We start from the raw sequence: 20,918 nt of genomic DNA on the forward strand, positions 1-20,918 counted from the left end.
AATACTTCGAGCCAGATCTGGGACAGGCTGTCCTGATCGTCAGGTTCGGATGCGGTGGGCGCGGGGCCAGGAGCGATGTTCGACATGATGACGCAATGTGGTTGTCTCGGTTCGTTCGGGCTGGCCTGACAGATCAGGTTGGCTGGATTGCGTTATACCTGATTTATTTACTCACCTTTGTCAATCCGACTTTTTTACTCGGAAATTTGTGCCGGGCGGCTCGCCTTGGTGTGGATTGTTTCCAAAATCTAGGGAAAGGCGCGGTTTTCGTGCGGTCTGTTGCCGTCACGTGTCTGCCGCCCGGCTGCAACATGGCGCCGCGCTGGCTGAGGTTTGCTAAACTTAGGCCGAGTCGCTCAGGTGGCAGCAGACACAATAAAAAGGCCGCCAATTTGGCGGCCTTTGAAATTTGATAGATTGGGCGTTGCTTAGTCGCGGGTGCCCGAGAACCGTTCCTGCCAGTCTTCGCGCTGCTCGTCTGCGATCTTCGCGAACAGAACCTCCGGCACGGTGAAGCCGTGCCCGGCGGGCAGGGCCGAAAGGGCCGCAGCAACATCGGTGGGCCAGCCCATGTCCGAGCTATTCAGTGCTTCCATCAGCTTGGCGCTGGCCTGCGGGATGAAGGGTGCGCTGAGCACGGCATAGAAGCGGATCAGGTTGAGGCCGAGACGCACCTGCGCAGCGGCGCGCTCGGGGTCTTCCTTGAACACCGACCAGGGCGCAGCCGATTGCAGGTATTCGTTGCCCGCAACCCAGATCGCGCGCAGCTCCTGCGCCGATTTGCGCACCTCCATCGCGCCCATCTTCTGCTCGTAGGCGCGCAGGCGGGTAGTCAGCTCTTCGATCAGCGCCGTTTCCTGTTCACCGTATTCGCCGCCCGCCGGAACTTCTTCGCCGAACTTGGAACGGCAGAATTTGGTGATCCGGGAGACGAAGTTGCCCAGAACGTCGGCGAGGTCCTTGTTCACCGATTGCTGGAAGTTCTCCCAGGTGAATTCGGAATCGCTGCTTTCCGGTGCATGGCTCAGCAGCCACCAGCGCCAGTAGTCGGCGGGCAGGATTTCCAGCGCCTGATCCATGAAGACGCCTCGCCCCTGGCTGGTAGAGAACTGACCGCCATCATAGTTCAGGTAGTTGAAGGATTTGAGGTGATCGACCAGCTTCCAAGGCTCGCCCGACCCCAGAATGGTCGCCGGGAAGGACAGGGTGTGGAAGGGGACGTTATCCTTGCCCATGAACTGGACGTATTTCACATCTTCGGCGCCTTTGTCGGTGCGCCACCAGCGTTCCCAGTCGGCGTCCGTTTTGCCATGGGCATCGGCCCATTCCTTGGCGCAGGCGATGTATTCGATGGGGGCATCGAACCAGACATAGAAGACCTTACCTTCCATGCCGGGCCAGTCTTCGTCGCCCTTCTTGACCGGGATGCCCCAGTCAAGATCGCGGGTGATGCCACGGTCCTGCAAGCCGTCGCCATCGTGCAGCCATTTCTTTGCGATGGAGGTCGTCAGGACGGGCCAGTCGGTCTTGCTGTCGATCCAGGCGTCCAGCTGGTCCTTCATGGCGGACTGGCACAGGTACAAGTGCTTGGTCTCGCGCACTTCCAGATCGGTGGAGCCGGAGATGGCCGAGCGCGGATTGATCAGATCGGTGGGATCAAGCTGCTTGGTGCATTCCTCGCACTGATCGCCGCGCGCCTTCTCGAACCCGCAGTTGGGGCAGGTGCCCTCGATATAGCGGTCGGGCAGGAAACGGCCATCGGCGTTGGAATAGACTTGTTTCTCCACCACTTCACGGATTAGCCCGGCCTCGGCCAGCTTGCCCGCGAAATGCTGGGTCAGCGCGTGGTTCTGTGGGCTGGAAGAGCGCCCGAAGTGATCGAAGCTGAGGCAGAACCCCTTGGCGATTTCGGCCTGCACATCGTGCATCTCGGCGCAGTATTCCGCGACCGGCTTGCCTGCCTTGGCGGCGGCCAGCTCAGCCGGGGTGCCATGCTCGTCGGTGGCGCAGAGGAACATTACCTCGTTGCCGCGGCCACGCTGATAACGCGCGTAAAGGTCGGCAGGCAGCTGGCTGCCCACGAGGTTGCCCAGATGTTTGATCCCATTGATGTAAGGGATCGCCGAGGTAATCAGAATGCGTTCCATACCATCCATCCACATGTCGCTTTGCCTGACCCTCTATCGCATGGCGGGGGCGGCGGAAACCCCGCCTGTGCCATTCGCGCGAAATCCAACAGAAGTCGAAACATGTTCAAGGTTTTTCTTGAGTATCAAACGGTCCCCGGCCATCGTACCCTCAGGTTGTACAGGGTGCGGGATTGAAACGGTCAATAACCCTTCCCATATTCATTGTATACTACTGCATACTTTATGATCCTGAGTTGTGAGGTCGGTTTCTACATGCTGCAATTTCTGCTCGACGGAGCTTTTGCCCCGTTCACATTGGCGCTTGCGCTGCTGACCGGCTTGATGGTGCTGGAATTGGTGGCCTTGCTCTTGGGCGGGAGCCTGATCGGCGCTGACAACGATGCAGATCTGGATATCGATGCGGGCGATGTCGGCGACTTCGATCTTGATCTGGATGGTTCGGAACTGGGCGGGGTTGAGGGCATTGATGCTGCGGATCTGGACCTGCCAGATGCAGAACTGGATCTGGAACTGGCACCTGATGCACCTGCAGATGCAGGTGTTTCGACCCCGACAGGCCTGGCATCCTGGCTGGGGCTGGGCCGCATGCCGACGGTGATCTGGCTTGGGGCTATTTTGCTCGGCTTTGGCCTTTCGGGTATGGGCTTGCAGGTGGCGCTGTCCTCGCTCTTTGGGCTGCTTGCCCCGGCTTGGGGCGCAGCCATTCCAGCAGGCGCCTTTGCCTTTTGGTTCGCGCGGGTTTTTGGGGCTGCCTTTGCCCGCGTCTTGCCGCAGACCGAAACCGAGGCACTGTCCGAGCGCAATCTGGGCCGCCGCCGCGGTATTGTCACCCAAGGCACTGCCGCCAGGGGGCGCCCGGCTGAGGTGCGAGTCATGGATGGCTATGGCAATGCCCACTACTTGCGCGCCGAACCTCTGAAAGATGGCGATACCATCGCTCAGGGCACCGAGGTTCTGGTGATCCGGGATCGGCGCAGGGGGAGTTACGTGCTTGTTGCCGTCTCCGAATAAGCTTGACGATAAAATTCTAACTTTTGTCCCACAGGGAGGTTTCTCAATGGAGTTTGAGTTTCTGTTGATTGTTGTTGTTACCGTAATTATTTTTCTTGCCCTGTTCGGGCTTGTTATTGGTCGCCTCTACCGGCGCTCTACCCGCGAGATCAGTCTTGTGAAAACAGGGGCTGGCGGCAAAAAGGTGATCATGGATGGTGGCACGATCGTTGTGCCCCTGTTGCATGAGGTCAGCCCGGTCAACATGAAGACCCTGCGCCTTGAGGTGAAGCGCGACGGCGAGGCGGCATTGATCACCCAGGACCGGATGCGCGTCGATGTGGGGGTGGAATTCTACGTCTCGGTAATGGCCACAACAGAAGGGATCGCCCGTGCGGCTCAGACCCTTGGCAGCCGGACCTTCGATGTGGAGCAGCTGCGAGAAATGATCGAGGGTAAGCTGATCGATGGTTTGCGCGCCGTGGCGGCGCAGATGACCATGGATGGCCTGCATGAGAACCGCGCTGACTTCGTTCAGGAAGTGCAGAATGCGGTTTCCGAGGATCTGCTCAAGAACGGTCTGTCGCTGGAATCCGTTTCCTTGACCGCGCTCGACCAAACCCCGTTCGAGGCGCTGGATGAAAACAACGCCTTTAACGCGGTGGGGATGCGCAGGCTGGCCGAGGTGATCGCGGTCTCGAAAAAGGAACGCGCCCAGATTGATGCAGAGGCGGATGTCGCCGTGCGCCGCGCCGCGATGGAGGCTGAGCGTCAGAAGCTGTTGATCGAACAGGACGAGGAACAGGCCCGGATCGAGCAGAAGCAGAAGGTGGAAACCCTGCGTGTGGCGCAAGAGGCCGAGATCGCTGCCCGCACCGAGGACAGCGTGCGCGAAACCGAACGCGCCCGGATCGCGCGGGAAGAGGCCATTCGCGCCGCCGACATTGAGCGCGAGCGTAAGATCCGTGAGGCCGAAATCTCCAAGGAGCGGGAGTTGGAGGTCGCTGAACAGGAGCGCCAGATCATCATCGCACAGAAATCCGAAGAGGAAAGCCGCGCCCGTGCCTCGGCGGATCTGGCCCGTGCCGAAGCCACCAAGGCAACCGAAGCGGTGGCAACCGCCCGCCAGGTGGCAGAGGCCGAGCGTCAGAAGCAGATCGTTCTGATCGAAGCCACGCGCGAGGCGGAACGTCAGGCCACCGGCATTCGTCTGGCTGCCCAGGCGGAGAAGGAAGCCGCCGCCGACCGCGCCGAAGCGCGCCGTGAAGAGGCGCAGGCCGAAGCCGATGCACTCAACATCCGCGCCGAGGCCAAGAAGAACGACATGCTGGCCGAGGCGGAAGGTAAGCGCGCCATCGTTGAGGCAGACAATGTCCTGTCTGAGGCTCAGATCCGCTTCAAGGTCGATCTCGCCCGGATCGAAGCGATGCCTGCCATCGTGGCGGAAATGGTCAAACCTGCCGAAAAGATCGACTCGATCAAGATCCATCAGGTCGGAGGCATGGGCGTTGGCGCAGGCGGTGCAGGCTCCGTGGCCGCACAGGCGGGTGGCGGCGACAAGCCCGTCGTCAATCAGGCACTCGATTCCATTATGGGCATGGCGGTTCAGATGCCTGCCCTGAAGAAGCTGGGCGAAGAACTGGGCCTGTCCATGGAGGATGGGGTGGCCGGTATCACCAGCGGCGCTTTGGGGGTGTCATCTGAACCTGCCAAAGAGACGGTGGAGGCCGAGGCATCGGCGGCAGAAGAAGCGGCTGATGAGGTGGAGACGCCGCTGGCCTAGATCGCCTGGTTGCACACATTGTATGAAAGGGCCGGATTTTTCCGACCCTTTTTCGCGGGATCTAGCGTTTTTCGCGCGAGCCTTTCATCAACCGTCCGATGGTAAAGGAGGTGCGCGGGGCGTAGACGTAGTTGGTGCGTTCGTCCGGGGTCGGGCGCGAGCGCATGCGCGACAGGCCGAACAGGATCAGCCCGAAATGGCCAACCGCGATAAAGGCAAACAGCGCCTTGGGGCCATAGCCGCTGATCAGTGCGGAGGATACATAAGGCGCAGCGATGGCGCCGAGCGCGTAAAAGAACATCAGCGCGGCAGAGAGTTCGACCCGCTCGTCTGATGTGGCAAAGTCGTTGGCATGGGCCGATGAGACCGAGAACACCGGGAAGGCGGTGAAGCCAAACAACCCTGCCATCATCATGGTGGCCTCGGTGCTTTGACCCGATATGAGGATCGTCAGGCCGCAAGACATAATGGCGGCTGCTGACAGCCAGATCAGCACCCAGCGGCGGTCATATTTGTCCGCAAGCCAGCCCACCGGGTATTGTGCGAGTGCGCCGCCCAGCACGAAGGCCGCAAGGAAAAAGGCAACCTGGTTCAGCTCCAACCCAACTTCGGTGCCGTAGATCGGCCCCACCATCCGGAACGAGGCGGCGCCGATCGCGGCGACGATGACGCCGACAACGGCCAGTGGCGAACAGCGCCAGGCCAGCCCGGGCCGCAGGCGCGGCGCGGCTGGGGTTGCGGGCTGGCTGTTGCGGGTCAGGGTCAGCGGCAAGAGCGCGGCGCAGCAAAGCAGGGCCAGAAGGTTGTAGGAGACGTAAGAGGCCGGTGGCAGTACCGCGATCATCATCTGTGCCGCAAGGGAGGCGATCAGGTCGGCCAGCCGGTAGGTGCCCATGGCCCGGCCACGGCTTTCGTTGGTGACCTTGGCGTTCATCCAGGCTTCTATCACCGTGTAACAACCAGCCACCGACAGCCCGGATGCGATGCGCATCGCGGCCCAGGCCAGCGGCGCTTCGGTGAGGGTGTGTCCGATCAGGCCCATCGCCCCGAGGGCGGTGCATACGGCAAATGCGCGGGAATGGCCCACCGTGCCCATCAGCCGTGGGGCCCACCAGCAGCCGATGAAAAAGCCCAGAAAATGCGCAGACCCCAGTAGACCGATTTCTTGCTTGTCAAAGCCGAGCGTCAGGCCCGAGATCGCATCCAGCGGTCCGACGCCGCCAGCAGAGAGCTGCAACAGAATGACAGAAAGGAACAGGGCGGCAAAGGAAAGGATCAGGCGCATGGTGTTGCCGACTGTGCCAATGCGCGTGGGGATTGCTAGCCCTTTTCGTCAGATCATGTCGTATTCAGCTAACTTTTTTGATTTGCTTCCCGGCTTCTTCCATTGGGGGCGTGGCTCGGCTCTGGCCTTGCTCCTGTCCGGGGGAGGGAGTGGACGTGTCAGGGGCGACAGTTTCAGTCAAAGGGCCGCCCGGAGCCCGTTGTGTCAGCTGCCAGCTGCGCGGGGGCAGGGCGCGGGCGCGCAGCCGGTCCAACTGCCAGATACGATTGCGGTACTGATGCGCGGGGCGCATGGTCCAGCGGCTTTCGATGCCCTGGGCGCCACCCGCGCCGGGCGTCAGCAGCAGCGCCAGCGGCGCGTTTCCGTCCATCGCCAGAGGCCCGCCCGCCGCAGCTGCCATATGCAGGCGCCGTACCGGGGTGATGGCCGGGGGGGCGGGCAGGTCCGCGATGACAAGCGGGGTGGCGCCGCTACGCAGGGCTTCCTCCATGGTCCAGAGAACATCTTCGGATCGGGGGGCTGTCACCCAGAGAAACCGGGACGGATCCGCAAAATCCACCATGCCGTCGGGGTTCAGTTCTGCGGCGTCCCGGGGCGGAGAGATCCACAGCACTGGCCCGGCCATCGCCCCGGCCAGCCAAAGCGCGAAACTGTACCGGGCGCTGCCACAGGCTTCATGCGCTCGACCGCGCTGCAGGGCGATATCCCCGAGCAGGGTGACGCTGGCCTTTCGCTGTCTTTGGCCTGGGGTGGAACCAGAGGCTAGTCCGGTAGGCAGCTGTGGAGGGATGGGGTGAATCGACATGGTTGTCAGATTACAGTGTTCGCCTTTTGTTCTCAATATTGTTTGGCGGGAGTGCAGCAGAAAGGGCAGGGCATGAAGGAGGGGGAATGGGGCAAAAGGAAAGCGACGCGGGAGGGCCGTGTCGCTTTCCTTTTGCCGCTCAGGGCGGGTGATATCCGGCGGTGGGTCAGCTCTCGCGGGGGACGACGGCGCCGCCCTCTTCGGCCCATTTGGTAAATCCGCCTTCCAGATGCATGACCGGGGACAGGCCCATCTCCATCGCCGCGCGTGCGCTCAGCGCCGAACGCCAGGCACTGGCGCAGTAAAACACATAGGTTTTGTCCTGGTTGAAGATGGGCTTGTGATAGGGGCTGTCCGGGTCGATCCAGAATTCAAGCATGCCGCGCGGGCAGGAAAACGCACCGGGGATCATGCCCGAGCGCTGCAGCTCACGAATATCGCGCAGATCGACAAAGACGTAAGACTCGTCCTGGGCTTTCTCTTTGGCGTCCTCCACGGACATGGTGTCAACCATGGCGTTGGCTTCGGCAAGCAAGGCCTTGATGCCTTTGGTGATGTTCTGTGGCATGGAGACTCTCCCTGATTAGATCCGCCGCAGGCTGTTCTATTTTCACACCCTCGGCAAGACCCTCGGATGCGGCAGGCAGCAGGAAAGCGCAGGGAGACATGACGACGCCCCGGCATTCGGAGGTGCCGGGGCGTCCAGAGAAGGGCGCAGGCCCTCTCTTCACTCAGTGCGGGTAGGCCAGCGTTACCATTTAACCGGACACAAGGCGCCGCCGCTTTCCATCCAAGCGTCCAGGCCGCCCTCCAGATGCCGGACCTCGGGAAGGCCCATTTCCAACGCAGCCTTGGCAGCCAAAGCCGATCGCCAGCCATTGTCGCAGTAAAAGACAAACAGCTTTTCTTCGTCAAAGACCTCCTTGTGGTAGGGGCTTTCCTTGTCGATCCAGAATTCCAGCATGCCACGCGGGCAGGAAAACGCGCCAGGGATCACGCCGGTGCGGTAAAGTTCGCGAATGTCGCGCAGGTCCACGAATTGGGAGCGTGCCTGGCTTAGGAGCGCCTGGGCTTCATCGAGCGTCACGTGTTTCACCACGCTGTCCGCTTCGGCGATGAGTTCCTTGTAACTTTTCTTCAGTGGAAATGTCATGGGGTGCTCCTTCAATTCGGGTTATGTTTCAGGGTCTTGTTCCGGGTCCTTACGTGACTTTCGTTCGGGTCGGGCGGTACCTGTTCGCGTTAAGAGTGTGCCTTTTTTGGAGGCAGCGGGTAAAGCGACCAACGGCATAGGGTTGCACTCCTTTGGGTCAGGAGTAGTGTCTTTTGAAACGTTTGAGACAGGGATCGCGCGATATGAAAATGAACCCTCTGGGCCGCACCGGAATGACGGTATCCGAGCTGTGCCTTGGCACCATGACCTTTGGCACCCAAACCAGCGAGGCTGACGCACATACTCAGATCGACATGGCGCTGGCGGCGGGCGTGAACTTTGTCGACACCGCCGAAATGTACCCGGTGAACCCGGTCAGCAAGGAAACCGTCGGCCACAGTGAAGCGATCATCGGCAACTGGAATGAAAAGACCGGACGCCGCAGTGATTACATCCTGGCCACCAAACACTCGGGTGAGGGGCTTGCCGTGGTGCGCGACGGAGAGGCGATCTCGTCAAAGACCATCGCGCCGACCATCGAAGGCTCGCTGAAGCGGCTGAAGACGGATTACATTGATCTCTACCAATTCCACTGGCCCAACCGGGGCAGCTATATGTTCCGCAAGAACTGGAGCTATGATCCCTCGGGCCAGAACCGGGAGGAAACCCTCGCCAATATGCTGGATTGCCTGGAGGCGCTGCAGGCTCAGGTGGACAAGGGCAATATCCGTGCCTTTGGTCTTTCCAACGAAAGCGCCTGGGGCACAGCCCAATGGCTGCGCCTGTCCGAGGAAAAGGGCTATCCGCGCGTGGCCTCGATCCAGAACGAATATTCGCTCCTATGCCGGATGTATGATACGGATCTGGCCGAACTCAGCGTCAACGAAGACGTGGGGCTGATGGCGTTTTCGCCACTGGGAACCGGACTTCTGACCGGGAAATACCAGGGCGGTGCGGTGCCAGAAGGATCACGCAAGACGCTGAATCCAGAGCTTGGCGGGCGCCACTCGCCACGGGTCTACGCCGCCGTTGATGCCTATCTGGAGATCGCAAAGCGCCACGGGCTGGATCCGGTACATATGGCGCTGGCCTGGTGCCGCACGCGGCCCTTCATGGCCTCGGCCATCTTCGGGGCGACCACCGTTGCGCAGCTGGAGCATGCCCTGCAATCAGTCGATGTGACGCTGGATGCGCAGGTGCTGGAGGAGATCGACGCGGCCCACCGCGCCCATCCGATGCCTTACTGATCGGCTAATACCCGAACCAGAGTGCTCCGCGATCCTTCCTCCCGATCATGGGACCGGGACGGCCCGTTTGCTGCACCCTCAGTGGGTGGTGGGACGGTGATCCGGCGCGGCGTGGTCCGCGGTGGAATAGGCCGTGGATTGCGTTTCGTTCCGCTCCTGACGCAGATCCCGGGCCGAGCTGCCATGCGCCAGCCGGAAGGCGCGGGCAAAGCTCGATTGCGAGGTGAATCCGGTGGCCATGGCCACATCCATTAGCGGCAGATCGGTATCGGTCACCAGCCGCCGCGCCTCGGCCAAGCGCAGTTGCAGGTAATGGTCCTGCGGCGTGGTATTAAGGCGCAAGCGGAATTGCTGCTGCAGGCTGCGCGGGCTGGTGCCGAGGCTTTCTGCAATGCGCGCAAGTGGCATCGGATCATCCAACGCTGCTTCCATCAATGCATTGGCCTTGGCCGTCAGCGCGTTGTGCTTGTGTCCGCCAAGGCGGCTTTGCGGGCGGGCCATGCTGGCAGCCCCGTCATAAAGGAACAGACCAGCGACGCGGGCGGCAAATCCGGCGCCATGACGGGCGCTGATGATATGCAGCATCATCTCGATCGCAGGGGTGGCGCCGCCCGAGGTCATCCGTCCGTCGGACACGGTAAAACGGTCGCTGCGGCAATCCACATCCGGGAAACGGGCCGAGAAATTCTCCAGATCCTCCCAATGGGTGGTCGCGGGGTGATCGTTCAGCAGGCCCGCTTCGGCCATCAGCCACGGACCGCCGTCGATGCCTGCAATGGTGGCACCTGTGCCCGCAATGCGGCGCAGCCCGGCCAGCAGGCTGGGGGTGGCGTGGCGCGCCAGCTGGAACCCGGCCACCACAATCATCAGCTCGCATCCTTCGAGCCGGGACAGCGGCGTGGTCGGCACCGTCAGCCCACTCGTCAGCATCGGCGGCTCATCCGTTGCGCTGATATAGTCCCAGTCAAAGGCACAGCGACCGGCCAGCCGGTTGGCCGCGCGCATCGGGTCGACCGCTGCCGCAAAGGACAGCGTGTTGCATTCGTCCAGCACCAGAACCGCGCACTTCAGCGGGCGATGCTCGGGTTGCAGGATGTTTTTCGCGGATTTCATCAAGTCGGATTCGCTTTGCGTAAACTGTTCCCCGGAAGGCTGAGGCACAGTAGAGGTCAACGCAAACAGGAATCTGGGGAGGAGCCTGGGGATAACCCACGGCAAAACCCTGTACATTGAGGGGAAAACGAAAACATGCCTCTGACCATGAACCGCGACGTCTTTATCACCTGCGCCGTGACCGGCTCTGGCGGCAGCCAGGACCGCAGCCCACACGTGCCGCGCTCGCCCAAACAGATCGCCGACAGCGCCATCGCAGCGGCCAAGGCCGGCGCGGCAGTGGTCCACTGCCACGTGCGCGATCCCGAAACCGGCACCCCGAGCCGCGATCTGGGTCTTTACCGCGAAGTCACCGACCGCATTCGCGACAGCGATACCGATGTGGTGCTGAACCTGACCGCCGGCATGGGCGGCGACATCACCTTTGGCGACGTGGAAAACCCGCTGCCGGTCAAGGACGCGGGCACCGATATGATCGGCGCCAGCGAACGCATGGCGCATGTGGCCGAATGCCTGCCGGAAATCTGCACTCTCGATTGCGGCACAATGAACTTTGCCGAGGCCGATTACGTGATGACCAACACCCCCGGCATGCTGCGCGCCATGGGGCAGATGATGACCGATCTAGGCGTGAAGCCCGAGATCGAAGCCTTTGACACAGGCCACCTGTGGTTCGCCAAGGAACTGGTGAAAGAGGGCATTTTGGACAGCCCGGCGCTGGTGCAGCTGTGCATGGGGGTTCCCTGGGGCGCGCCCAACGACCTCAACACCTTCATGGCGATGGTGAATAACGTGCCGGACGACTGGGACTGGTCCGCGTTTTCGCTGGGGCGTGATCAGATGGCCTATGTCGCGGCCTCGGTTCTGGCGGGCGGCAATGTGCGCGTGGGGCTTGAGGATAACCTCTGGCTGGAGAAGGGCGTGTTGGCCGAGAACTGGCAGCTGGTGGAACGCGCAGGCACCATCATCGAGAACATGGGCGCCCGGGTGATCGGCCCCGAAGAGGTCCGCAAGCAGCTCGGCCTGACCAAACGGGCGCCGGTGGCGAAGTGATCCGCCGGGCTCTGACATCCATGGTCTTTTGCGGCGCGGCGCTGTCTTCCGCCGCAGAGGAGGCACCGCTTTGGGAGGGCTACTGGTCCCCCAATGCGGCCTGGTGCGCCCGGGCCGGGGATGTCGGAGAGCAGACGCCTGACTGGTACGGACGCGAAGGGTTATTCGGCCTGGAATGGAGCTGTGACATCGCGGCGGTCCGCGAGACCGGCGTGGGCAACAGCTGGGCTCTGAAACTGCAATGCCTTGATGCGGGATACGCGTACAGCGATGCGCAGATATTCCTGGTGACGCCGGATGATCGGCTGCAGATCATTGATGAAAACGGGTTCGCGGCCGATCTGGTGCGCTGCGCAGCTCCACAAGACTAAACTGATGGGATGGCGTGCACGGCGCGCCCTGTGAAAGCGTAGGCGTGGCCCGCGCAGAGGCACAGCCAAATGCAAATGGAAATGAGAACATGAAAACAGCAGCAATCATTGGCGGTGGCGTGATCGGCGGCGGCTGGGCCGCCCGGTTCCTTCTGAACGGCTGGAACGTACGGGTCTTTGATCCCGACCCCGAGGCGGAGCGCAAGATCACGGATGTGCTGGATAACGCCCGCCGGTCCTTGCCGGGGCTTGGCAATGTGGCCCTGCCTGCCGAAGGCGCGCTGTCTTTCCATCCCACCATTGCCGAGGCGGTTGCTGGCGCTTCCTGGGTGCAGGAAAGCGTGCCTGAGCGGCTGGACCTGAAGCAGAAGGTCTATGGCGAACTTCAGCAGCATGTGGCGCGGGGCGCGGTGATCGGCTCCTCCACCTCTGGCTACAAGCCGTCGCAATTGCAGGAGGGGTTTGACAATGCGGCGCAGATCGTGGTCGCGCATCCCTTTAACCCGGTCTACCTGATGCCGCTGGTCGAAGTGGTCACGACCGAGGCCAATACGCCCGAGGTCATCGACAAAGCCAAGGCGATCATTACCGAAATCGGTATGTACCCGCTGCATCTGAAAAAGGAAATCGACGCCCATGTGGCGGACCGCTTCTTGGAGGCGGTCTGGCGCGAAGCGCTATGGCTGGTTAAGGACGGCATCGCCACCACCGAAGAGATCGATAATGCGATCCGCTACGGCTTTGGCATCCGCTGGGCGCAGATGGGCCTGTTCGAGACCTATCGCGTTGCGGGCGGCGAAGCGGGCATGAAGCACTTCCTGGCCCAATTCGGCCCTTGCCTTACCTGGCCCTGGACCAAGTTGATGGATGTGCCGGAATACAACGACGAGCTGGTCGACCTGATTGCCGGTCAATCCGATGCGCAATCGGGCAAATACTCGATCCGTGAGCTGGAGCGGATCCGCGACGACAACCTTGTCGGCATGATGCGGGCGCTGGGCAATACCAACTGGGGCGCGGGTGCGCTTCAGAACGCCCATGATAAGGCGCGCGAAGGCGCCATGGGGCTGGCCAGCACCATGCAGGATGTCGCCGACCTGTCGCAGCCGGTTCTGACCCTGAACCGCACCGTTCCGTTGGATTGGACAGACTACAATGGTCACATGACCGAAAGCCGCTATCTGGACGCCTTTGCCCAGTCCACCGACCGAATGATGGCAATCATCGGCTGCGATGCCGACTATATCGCCTCGGGCGGCAGTTTCTTTACCGCCGAGACCCACATCCGCCACATCGACGAGGTGCATGCAGGCCATCCCATTCAGGTCAGGACGCGGGTGATCATGGCCGAAGGCAAAAAGATGCACCTGTGGCATGAAATGTACGAAGGTGAACGTCTGCTGGCGACCGGAGAACACATGCTGCTGCATGTGGATCTGAAAACCCGCCGCTCGGCGCCGCCCGCGCCGCATCTGGCAGCGAACCTGACAAAATTCGCCGAGGCGCATGCGGCACTGCCGACCCCCGAGGGGCTGGGTCGCGCCATCGGCGCGCCGCGCTAGGGCGGCGGCGATGCGGGTTCTGATCACCGCCGGGGCATCGGGCATTGGCCGCGCCATGGGCGAGGCTTTTGATGCCGCCGGGGCCGAGGTATGGGTCACCGATCTCGACCCCGCAGCGCTGGAGGCGCTGCCGGATCACTGGCACTGCCACGCGGCGAATGCCGCGTTGGAGCCGGAGATGCGGGCGGTCTTCGACAAGATCGCCGACGCTGGTGGGCTCGATGTGCTCTGCGCCAATGCAGGCATCGCCGGGCCGACCGCGCTGGTCGAGGATATCGACCTTGAGGACTGGCGCTCTTGTGTCAGCGTCAATCTCGAAGGCGCTTTTCTTGCCGCCAAACATGCCACGCCGCTGATGAAATCGGCGGGGCGGGGGGCGATCGTGCTGACCTCCTCGACGGCGGGGATCTATGGCTATCCGAACCGGGCGCCCTATTCGGCGGCGAAATGGGCGGTGATTGGCCTGATGAAGACCCTCGCGATGGAACTGGGGCCTTTTGGCATCCGCGCCAATGCGATCTGCCCCGGCGCTGTTGAAGGCCCGCGCATGGAGGGTGTGCTGGAGCGGGAAGCGGCGCTGAAGGGCATGAGCCGGGATGCGGTGTATGAGGGGTATGCTTTGGGCACCTCGATGCGGTCCTGGGCGACAGCCGCGGATGTGGCCAATATGGCGGTGTTCCTAGGCTCGGATGCCGCGCGGCTGGTGTCGGGGCAGGTGATCGCGGTGGATGGTCATACCGAAAACCCGGACCCGAAGGTCTGAAGGTGGCTCTGCCTGCTGCCGCAGGCCGAGCCTGAAGCTGCGCCTGGGCGCAGCTGTGCCTAATCGCGGATACCGGTTTTCCAGGCCCGCAGCCGTTCGGGCAGCTGACGGGCGGTCAGATCCGCCTCGCGGATCAGTTGGTCGAAGTGGTTGGTGAAGGTCTCGATCCGTTCGCGGTCGCGGAATGCCATGTAGTGGCTTCCGGCATAAAACACGCAGAGCAGCGGTCCGAAAATGGTCACAGGCGATGCGAACAGGCGTTTTGCATCAAAGAGATAGATCCGTAGCCGCGGGTAGAGTTGAGTGCAAAGCCGTTCGAAATGATCCAGCTGCTCAAGCCGGATATCCAGCGGCAGACCTTCGTAATAGCCGCAGGCATTGGCAAAGCTTTCCAACTCGTACAGCGGCATCGCGATTTCATAGTCGGATTGGGCTTGCCGCATCAGGGACAGGCGGTCTTCGGAGGCGCCGATGGCCTGATCGGCAGTGCGGCCTAGGTGCGGCGCATATTCCCATTCCAGCAGGGCGCGGGTTTTCAGCAGATCGGGCAGGGCGGCCGGCACATGGCGGATCTTGTAACCCGCTGCCTCCCGATGCCATTCGAAAATCCTTTCATCCACCAGGGCGCGTGGGGCCTCGGTGACGGACATGCTGGAGGCCAGCAGCTCTGCCGCGCTTTCGGGGCGGTCCGACAGGCTCAGCAGCCAATCCGCCGATACGCCAAGCGCCGAGGCGCAGGACCCCACCACATGCGCATTCGGCAGCCGGGCGCCGTCATCGGTGAGCAGCTGCGAAATGGTGGACCGGTCCACGCCGGTCTGGCGGGCCAGGGCGCTCTGGCTCATCCCGCGTTCACCAAGCGCCCGGTTCAGCCGTTCGCGGAATTGCTGTGCTCGAACCCGTTTGTCAATTTTGGTATCCATTGGTGATAAATATCACAGATGATGAAGTTTGTTAATTACATTCAGAATGTCGAACGTCCGGTACCGGGCCTAGTCTGAGCGCAGGAGCAGGACAGGGCGCGGCTGATGGCAGCGCCTGCCAGCTCCAGTCAGCACAGTGTAGGAGGTACTATGGAAACGCGCAGGCGTTCTGTCGTGAAAGCGGTGATCTGGAATGTGATTGGCCTGACCGTGATGACGGTTGTGGGCATGCTTGCAACCGGATCGGCGACGGTCGGCGGGGCGATGGCCCTGGTGAACACGGGGCTCGGGTTCGTCACCTACCTGATTTACGAGCGGATCTGGGCCGGGATCGCCTGGGGGCGGGCGCATGTCTGAGGCGCGCGCACAAACGTCCGAGGTACACAGCCAGGGTACGGAGGCGCCGATACTGCCCTCTGACCTGATGCCGCGCGGGGCGGAATGGGGCACGCTGATGCTGATCCTGATCTGCTATGCGGCCTGGTTAGCCACGGTTTTCTGGGTCTCGGCCTTCAGCATGGTGTTGGCGGTTTTATTGGCGGGCGTGTTTATCGCCTTTCATTCCTCGCTATGTCACGAGGCCTTGCACGGGCATCCGTTCCGCAACCAGGTTTTGAACGAGGCGCTGATGGCGCTGCCGCTCAATCTGGTGATCCCCTACGGCCGCTTTCGCGACACCCATCTGGCGCATCATCAGGATGAGCGGCTGACCGATCCGTTTGACGATCCCGAAAGCAATTTCATGTGCCCCGAGGTCTGGCGCGGGCTGGCTCCGTGGAAACGTGCGGTTCTGCGTATGAACAACACGCTGTTGGGGCGGATGCTGCTGGGGCCGCTGATCGGGCAGGTCTGTTTCATGGCAGGGGACTGGCGGCTCGTCCGGCAGGGCGACAGGCGAGTGATTGCGGATTGGCTCCTGCACATTGCCGGCAGCGCGCTGGTGGTCTTGCTTCTGCTGCGTGCGCCGATGCCGCTCTGGGCCTATGCCATCGCCGCCTATCTGGGGCTGGCGCTGCTGAAGATCCGCACCTTTCTGGAGCACCGCGCCCATGAAGAGATCCGCGGCCGCACCGTGGTGATCGAGGATCGCGGGCCGCTGGCGCTGCTGTTCCTCAACAACAACCTGCATATCGTGCACCACATGCACCCGGGCGTGCCCTGGCACGCGCTGCCGCAGTTGTACCGCCGTCACCGAGATGCCTACCAGGCGGCCAACCGCGCCTATGTGTTTCCGTCCTACCGGCAGATTTTTCGTGACTATTTCTTCCGGGCCAAGGATCCGGTGCCGCATCCGCTCTGGCAAAAGGGGAAATAAGCGCTCATAAGCTGTGCATGCTGACCTGGATTCCCGTTTCAATCGCCGCCGCGAGCTTTCAGACCGTACGCTTCATGCTGCAAAAGGTGCTGAGCAGCGTCACCCTGTCCCCGGGCGGGGCGACCTTTGCCCGTTTTGCCTATTCGGCGCCGATCATTCTGGCGGCGCTGGCGGGCTATCTGGTGGCGACGGGGCAGAGCCTGCCGCAACTAGGCCCCATGTTCTGGGTATTTGCCACCATCGGCGGTACGTCGCAGATTCTCGCCACGGTCTGCGTGGTGGCGCTGTTCAAGCAGCGCAATTTTGCCGTTGGCATCACCTTCAAGAAGACAGAAGTCATCCAGACCGCCCTTGTCGGTCTTGTGGTGTTGGGGGACGGGATCAGTCCCTGGGGCTGGGCGGCGATCCTGATCGGCCTTTCGGCGGTGTTGGTGCTGTCGAAAACTCCAGAAGTGAAGGGCGCCTGGTGGCAGCATCTGACCAACAAGGCATCATTGCTGGGGCTCGGCTCTGGCGTGCTTTTCGCCTTTTCCGCCGTCAGCTATCGCGGGGCCTCGCTGCAACTCGGTGATCTGGACCCGATTTTTCGCGCTGGTGTAACGCTGGCTTCGGTTGTCTCCTTGCAGACGGTGCTGATGCTGATCTGGCTGGCGCTGAAGGAAAAGGGTGAGATTACCCGCGTCTGGCAGGCGCGCCGGGTTGCGGTCTGGGTTGGTTTGACCAGTATGGGCGGTTCGTTCTGCTGGTTCTGGGCCTTCACCTTGCAAAACGCTGCCTACGTCAAGGCGCTGGGACAGATCGAACTGGTGCTGTCGCTGCTGGCCTCGGTCCTGTTCTTCCGGGAGAAAATCACCGTCCGCGAAATCACCGGCATGGGACTGCTGATCCTGTCGATCCTTGCGTTGGTGCTGGCGATCTGACCTTCCGCCGTCACGGAGGGGTGAGCAGGTTCAGGAGCTTTCCGGCATCGGATAGCCCTTCAGCCGCAGGAACAGGCTGGTTTCATCATCGTTGCGGAAATAGGGTACGCTGTCCGGCGGATTGGTGTCGCGGATGCGGCCAGTCACCTCGGCCAGAACCACTTCGGTGATAAAGGGCAAATCGAAGGTACGAACCTCGCTGAGCGGGATCCACTGCAGATGCGACAGCTCGTCCGAGGCCTGTGAGAAATCATCGAGATCGCCGACAATGGCATCGGCATCGATCAGAAAGAACCGCGCATCAAACCGACGGGGGCGGCCCGGCGGCGTCAGTGCCCGGAACACGAATTGCAATGCCCGCGCCGAAGGCAGATGGCCGCTTTGCGCAAAGGCCTGCCAATCTTCGGGAACCGGATCGCTCCAGTCCCCCGGCGTACCCAGCAAGAGCCCGGTTTCCTCCCACAGCTCGCGGATCGCGGCAATGGCCAGTGCGTGGTGCAGATCGTGCGGCGCCTGTTCGGACAGACGGTCGCGGCAGACTGCGGGCAGAGGATCGGCCAGCGGCACGGAACTGTCTGCCAGATCCACCGCGCCGCCGGGAAAGACGAACTTGTTCGGCATGAAGGCAGCCTTGGCGCCACGCTGGCCCATCAGGACCTGCGGGTCATCGGCCATCCGATCACGTACGGCGATCACCGTCGCCGCGTTGCGGATTGCCGTTTTGTCCTGACTTGTTACGCCCTGAACCTCTGCGCTGCTCATCTGCCTCTCCCCTTTGTTTCCAAAGGGTTCAGGTTCTGTCTTCGAACCCGTGCATCCGCCGCGCCCATTGATAGGCGACGACAACCCCCTTCAGTCTGGGGAGAAGATACAGCGACGAAGCCAGACAGCCAATCGAGAAAACTGTGAACGTTACGAGAGGTGCCGGCCGCCAGGCGAAATAAACCACATGCAACAGCGGCGCCATCAGATGGCCCACCACCAGAATGGTCAGATAGGCGGGGCCGTCATCGGCGCGGTGGCCGGACAGATCGAGGCCGCAGTTGCTGCAGCTGTCGTTCACCTTGAGGTAGGAATGCAGCAGTTTGCCTTTGCCGCATTCGGGGCATTTCTGACGCCAGCCTTTCAGCAGGGCAGGCATCGTCTCGCGTTCGGTATCGGTGTCGGGGGCCATCACGGCTTGGGACTCAGTCATGAAATATCCTGTGTTGCAAACGCATGTTTGCGCGCTTCTTGCCCGAGGGAAAGGGGGGCGCACAAGGTCTGCGGCTGGATGCCGCAAAAATAGCAGGCAAAAGTAAATCACATTTTTGCGACGGAAAGATCGGGCTGCGGCGTTTCTTCTATGCATCGGGCAGCACAGGGCTGCTACCAATCAAAGGGAAGATGACATGAAACATACGCAGTTCATCGCCGCTATCGTTGCAGTTGCCGGCCTGGCCGGAGCTACGGCTGCTCTTGCTCAATCGGGTCCCGGTCGTCACGGCCCCAAAGTGTCGTTCGAGGAACTGGATGCCGATGGCAATGGCGCGGTGTCGCCCGAGGAAATGACCGCCCACCGTGCGGCCCGTTTCGCGCAGGTCGACGCGAATGGGGATGGCAAACTGTCGGTCGAGGAAATGCAGGCCGAGGGTGCGCGGCGCGCAGCCCAGCGTGCGGCGCGGATGATGGAACGGTTCGACAGCGATGGCGATGGCGCGCTCAGCCAGGATGAGTTGCCTGATCACTCCAAGCGTGGTGATATGTTCTCTCGGATGGACAAGGACGGCAATGGCGCTGTGTCAAAGGAAGAGTTTGACCAGGCCCGGATGAACCGTGGTGGTATGCATCATGGCGGCAAGGGCGGCAAGAATTGCGGTCAGAAACAGGGCATGGGGCAGAACTGATCCTTCAGGCGTGCTGCAAAGAATGGATACATCAGCGGGCAGGGCTTCCTTGGAAGGCCTGCCCAAGGTGAGCGCGACGCCGGATGACGAGGTGCTGCTGGAGCTCTTTGCCCAGGGCGACCAGCGTGCGGCGGCCCTGCTGACCGAGCGGCTTGGCCCCCGTGCATTCGGGGTGGCCATGCGGGTTCTGGGCAACCGGGCCGAAGCAGAGGACGTGACACAGGAGGCGATGATGCGCCTGTGGCGGATCGCTCCGGAGTGGCGGCGCGGAGAGGCGAAGATCTCGACCTGGCTCTACCGTGTGGTGATGAACCTTTGCATCGATCTGAAACGTCGCCAGCGCGGCGGGTATCTGGACCTGGACGCGGTCCCCGACCCGCCAGATCCGGCGCAAAGCGCGCCCGAGGCGATGCAGGACGGGGCCCGCCATGATGCGCTGCAGGAGGCGCTGATGCAATTGCCCGAGCGGCAGCGTCAGGCAGTGATCTTGCGCCATCTGGAAGAGCTGGCAAATCCGGAAATCGCCGGAATTATGGATATTAGCGTTGAGGCGGTCGAAAGTTTGACTGCCCGGGGCAAGAGGGCGCTGGCGGCACTGCTTGCCGGGCGCCGGGAAGAGTTGGGGTATCACGATGGCTGACACCGAAAAAGATATCGACCTGCTGGAGGCGCTGTTCGAAGAGGCGCGGCGGGACCAGCCGACATTGCCGGATGACCTGAGTGCGCGCATTCTTGCGGATGCAGCGGATGTGCAGGCCCGGCAGGCGGCGGCTTTGGCCGTGCCCCCCGCGCAAAACCCCGCCGCGACATTTGCCGCATCCGCAATCGGGATGTGGCGCCAGTTTCGCGCTGCGGTTGGCGGATGGCCGGCCATGGGTGGCATGGCGGCCGCCTGCGCTGTCGGGCTGTGGATCGGACTGGCGCCGCCGTCTTTCCTACCGGACCCGGCCGAGTTCACGCAGCTGTCCGTGGATACGACAGCACTGCCATACGATAGTTACGACCTGGCCGTGATGCTGGGTGAGGAGACAGAATGAGCACTGACGGACAAACCCCGGCCTCTTCGAATGCAGCGCGTCCCGGCTCCTCTGGCGGTGGAACGGGTGAACCCCGGACTGGAATGCGGCTTTGGTTGAAGGTGCTTCTGGCCGTGTCTCTTGCTGCCAACCTTGCGGTGGCGGGGCTCGCGATCGGGGCGTTCATGCGCTGGCATGACGGATCGCATCCGGGCAAGCGTCCACCCTCGGTCGGGTCGATGATCTTCCGCGACCTGGACCGGGAGACCCGGACAGAACTGCACCGTCGCGCCGAAGGGGATCATGGCAGCTATGGGGCCCGCCGCCGCGCCGAGGGCGAGGCGGTCATCGCGATCTTGCGGGGGGATCCCTTTGATGCCGGGCAGTTGGCCAGGGTCCTGGAGCAGCAGGCCGACAACCGGCGGGCCTTTCAGATCTCGGTGCAGCGGGCCTGGATCGCCCAGGTGGAGGCCATGACTGCAGATGAACGCGCCCGCTATGCCGAGCGGATGCGGGAGATGCTGCGCCGACATGCGGAATGGCACAAGGCGCATAGGTCCGGGAAACCCTGATGTTGCTGCGC

At 62.2% G+C, this 20,918-nt stretch carries 23 protein-coding genes; 14 read left to right on the forward strand and 9 right to left on the reverse strand.

The window, feature by feature from the left end; all coding sequences use genetic code 11:
• Nucleotides 1–428: 428 nt before the first annotated feature.
• Entirely contained in the window at nt 429–2,147 is a 1,719-nt protein-coding gene (gene metG, locus SM764_RS03780; protein WP_369001043.1) for a methionine--tRNA ligase, read from the reverse strand.
• A 255-nt stretch (nt 2,148–2,402) separates the two neighbouring features.
• Between metG and SM764_RS03785 the strand changes: the two genes are divergently transcribed.
• Both SM764_RS03785 and SM764_RS03790 read left to right on the forward strand, forming a co-directional pair.
• Complete coding sequence (locus SM764_RS03785; RefSeq protein ID WP_368948632.1) at nt 2,403–3,161, forward strand: OB-fold-containig protein; 759 nt, start codon at nt 2,403–2,405, stop codon at nt 3,159–3,161.
• A 46-nt stretch (nt 3,162–3,207) separates the two neighbouring features.
• A complete protein-coding gene (locus SM764_RS03790; protein WP_368948631.1) occupies nt 3,208–4,923 on the forward strand; it encodes a flotillin family protein in 1,716 nt (571 codons plus the stop codon).
• A 61-nt stretch (nt 4,924–4,984) separates the two neighbouring features.
• Here SM764_RS03790 and SM764_RS03795 read toward each other — a convergent pair whose 3' ends face one another.
• From SM764_RS03795 to SM764_RS03810, 4 genes are all read right to left on the reverse strand, one after another.
• Entirely contained in the window at nt 4,985–6,208 is a 1,224-nt protein-coding gene (locus SM764_RS03795) for an MFS transporter (RefSeq protein WP_065273556.1), read from the reverse strand.
• A 64-nt stretch (nt 6,209–6,272) separates the two neighbouring features.
• Nucleotides 6,273–7,013, reverse strand: a complete 741-nt coding sequence (locus SM764_RS03800; protein WP_368948630.1) for an ImuA family protein — start codon at nt 7,011–7,013, stop codon at nt 6,273–6,275.
• A gap of 166 nt (nt 7,014–7,179) precedes the next feature.
• Nucleotides 7,180–7,581, reverse strand: a complete 402-nt coding sequence (locus SM764_RS03805; protein WP_065271131.1) for a rhodanese-like domain-containing protein — start codon at nt 7,579–7,581, stop codon at nt 7,180–7,182.
• 183 nt (nt 7,582–7,764) lie between these two features.
• Nucleotides 7,765–8,166 carry a rhodanese-like domain-containing protein gene (locus tag SM764_RS03810; protein WP_065271130.1) on the reverse strand — a complete coding sequence of 134 codons (402 nt, stop codon included), beginning with the start codon at nt 8,164–8,166 and terminating at the stop codon, nt 7,765–7,767.
• A 203-nt stretch (nt 8,167–8,369) separates the two neighbouring features.
• Here SM764_RS03810 and SM764_RS03815 point away from each other — a divergent pair, with 203 nt between their 5' ends.
• Nucleotides 8,370–9,413 (forward strand): aldo/keto reductase, encoded by a 1,044-nt coding sequence (locus tag SM764_RS03815; RefSeq protein WP_368948629.1) that lies wholly within the window; start codon nt 8,370–8,372, stop codon nt 9,411–9,413.
• Between the two features lie 78 nt (nt 9,414–9,491).
• On the opposite strand, the gene SM764_RS03820 is transcribed toward SM764_RS03815, so the two are convergent.
• The gene (locus SM764_RS03820; protein WP_274829560.1) at nt 9,492–10,526 is read right to left on the reverse strand and encodes a GlxA family transcriptional regulator; all 1,035 of its coding nucleotides are present in this window, start codon (nt 10,524–10,526) and stop codon (nt 9,492–9,494) included.
• A gap of 135 nt (nt 10,527–10,661) precedes the next feature.
• Here SM764_RS03820 and bcoG point away from each other — a divergent pair, with 135 nt between their 5' ends.
• The 4 genes from bcoG (at nt 10,662) to SM764_RS03840 (ending at nt 14,275) form a co-directional block, all read left to right on the forward strand.
• A complete protein-coding gene (bcoG, locus tag SM764_RS03825) occupies nt 10,662–11,579 on the forward strand; it encodes a 3-dehydrocarnitine:acetyl-CoA trimethylamine transferase BcoG (RefSeq protein WP_274866651.1) in 918 nt (305 codons plus the stop codon).
• Nucleotides 11,576–11,950: a hypothetical protein gene (locus SM764_RS03830; RefSeq protein WP_369001044.1), complete on the forward strand. Its 375-nt coding sequence runs from the start codon at nt 11,576–11,578 to the stop codon at nt 11,948–11,950. The genes bcoG and SM764_RS03830 overlap by 4 nt, the downstream gene beginning before the upstream one ends.
• Before the next feature lie 89 nt (nt 11,951–12,039).
• Nucleotides 12,040–13,512, forward strand: coding sequence for a carnitine 3-dehydrogenase (locus tag SM764_RS03835; RefSeq protein ID WP_369001045.1), 1,473 nt, complete (start codon nt 12,040–12,042; stop codon nt 13,510–13,512).
• Between the two features lie 10 nt (nt 13,513–13,522).
• Nucleotides 13,523–14,275, forward strand: a complete 753-nt coding sequence (locus SM764_RS03840; RefSeq protein ID WP_369001046.1) for an SDR family oxidoreductase — start codon at nt 13,523–13,525, stop codon at nt 14,273–14,275.
• Nucleotides 14,276–14,334: 59 nt separating this feature from the next.
• Here the strand turns inward: SM764_RS03840 and SM764_RS03845 are convergent, their stop codons facing one another.
• Nucleotides 14,335–15,198 carry a helix-turn-helix domain-containing protein gene (locus SM764_RS03845; RefSeq protein ID WP_065271123.1) on the reverse strand — a complete coding sequence of 288 codons (864 nt, stop codon included), beginning with the start codon at nt 15,196–15,198 and terminating at the stop codon, nt 14,335–14,337.
• Between the two features lie 150 nt (nt 15,199–15,348).
• On the opposite strand from SM764_RS03845, the gene SM764_RS03850 reads away from it, so the two are divergent.
• From SM764_RS03850 to SM764_RS03860, 3 genes are all read left to right on the forward strand, one after another.
• Nucleotides 15,349–15,555 (forward strand): DUF2061 domain-containing protein, encoded by a 207-nt coding sequence (locus SM764_RS03850; RefSeq protein ID WP_065271122.1) that lies wholly within the window; start codon nt 15,349–15,351, stop codon nt 15,553–15,555.
• 67 nt (nt 15,556–15,622) lie between these two features.
• Nucleotides 15,623–16,513 carry a fatty acid desaturase gene (locus tag SM764_RS03855; protein ID WP_490363066.1) on the forward strand — a complete coding sequence of 297 codons (891 nt, stop codon included), beginning with the start codon at nt 15,623–15,625 and terminating at the stop codon, nt 16,511–16,513.
• Between the two features lie 17 nt (nt 16,514–16,530).
• The gene (locus SM764_RS03860; RefSeq protein WP_369001048.1) at nt 16,531–17,433 is read left to right on the forward strand and encodes an EamA family transporter; all 903 of its coding nucleotides are present in this window, start codon (nt 16,531–16,533) and stop codon (nt 17,431–17,433) included.
• 30 nt (nt 17,434–17,463) lie between these two features.
• Here the strand turns inward: SM764_RS03860 and SM764_RS03865 are convergent, their stop codons facing one another.
• Nucleotides 17,464–18,195 carry an NUDIX hydrolase gene (locus SM764_RS03865; RefSeq protein WP_065271120.1) on the reverse strand — a complete coding sequence of 244 codons (732 nt, stop codon included), beginning with the start codon at nt 18,193–18,195 and terminating at the stop codon, nt 17,464–17,466.
• A gap of 28 nt (nt 18,196–18,223) precedes the next feature.
• A complete protein-coding gene (locus SM764_RS03870; protein ID WP_065271119.1) occupies nt 18,224–18,628 on the reverse strand; it encodes a DUF983 domain-containing protein in 405 nt (134 codons plus the stop codon).
• A 196-nt stretch (nt 18,629–18,824) separates the two neighbouring features.
• On the opposite strand from SM764_RS03870, the gene SM764_RS03875 reads away from it, so the two are divergent.
• From SM764_RS03875 to SM764_RS03890, 4 genes are read left to right on the forward strand one after another with little or no spacing between them, the layout of a single operon-like run.
• A complete protein-coding gene (locus tag SM764_RS03875; protein ID WP_369001049.1) occupies nt 18,825–19,319 on the forward strand; it encodes an EF-hand domain-containing protein in 495 nt (164 codons plus the stop codon).
• 22 nt (nt 19,320–19,341) lie between these two features.
• Entirely contained in the window at nt 19,342–19,959 is a 618-nt protein-coding gene (locus SM764_RS03880) for an RNA polymerase sigma factor (RefSeq protein WP_369001050.1), read from the forward strand.
• A complete protein-coding gene (locus tag SM764_RS03885; protein ID WP_369001051.1) occupies nt 19,952–20,356 on the forward strand; it encodes a hypothetical protein in 405 nt (134 codons plus the stop codon). Before SM764_RS03880 ends, SM764_RS03885 begins: the two co-directional genes overlap by 8 nt.
• Complete coding sequence (locus SM764_RS03890) at nt 20,353–20,907, forward strand: periplasmic heavy metal sensor (protein WP_368948623.1); 555 nt, start codon at nt 20,353–20,355, stop codon at nt 20,905–20,907. The genes SM764_RS03885 and SM764_RS03890 overlap by 4 nt, the downstream gene beginning before the upstream one ends.
• Nucleotides 20,908–20,918: the final 11 nt, after the last annotated feature.

The organism is Pseudophaeobacter sp. 1A16562 (assembly GCF_041008785.1).
Classification (GTDB): domain Bacteria; phylum Pseudomonadota; class Alphaproteobacteria; order Rhodobacterales; family Rhodobacteraceae; genus Phycobacter; species Phycobacter gallaeciensis_A.